Source organism: Streptomyces sp. WM6386 (assembly GCF_000972385.1).
Lineage (GTDB): Bacteria > Actinomycetota > Actinomycetes > Streptomycetales > Streptomycetaceae > Streptomyces.
Genome location: NZ_JXTE01000692.1, coordinates 1 through 343, shown reverse-complemented (window position 1 = coordinate 343; position 343 = coordinate 1). Strand labels below are relative to the sequence as shown.

General features: G+C 72.0%; 1 pseudogene. It reads right to left on the bottom strand.

The window, feature by feature from the left end:
• A pseudogene (locus TN53_RS43270) lies at positions 1 to 343 on the bottom strand (Tat pathway signal sequence domain protein); the annotation flags it as partial.

The following is a 343-nucleotide window of genomic DNA, read 5'->3' as shown; positions in this document are numbered from 1 at the left end:
TGCACCCAGTCGGGAAGCTTCTCGGCGGCGGTGAGCGTGGTGATGGTGGTGTTGTACGAGTTGCCGTTGGCCGGCTTCATCGTGACCGTCGCGCCCAGGGCCTTGTTCATCGCCCGGTAGTAGGCGTTGCCGGCGGGCGGGATGGCGCCCCACAGCGGGGTCAGCGTGGTGTAGCGGCCGCCGGAGCCGGGCACGTCGTCGACCGTCCGGACCTGCTGCGCCGGGTACTTCAGGAAGCCCGGGTCGGTGACGGCGCCGGCCGCCCCGGTCACGGACGGAAGGTCGGGGCGGACCGCGGTGCTGGGGAGGTGGTCCGGAATCGCGGCCGCCATGGCCTTCTTGG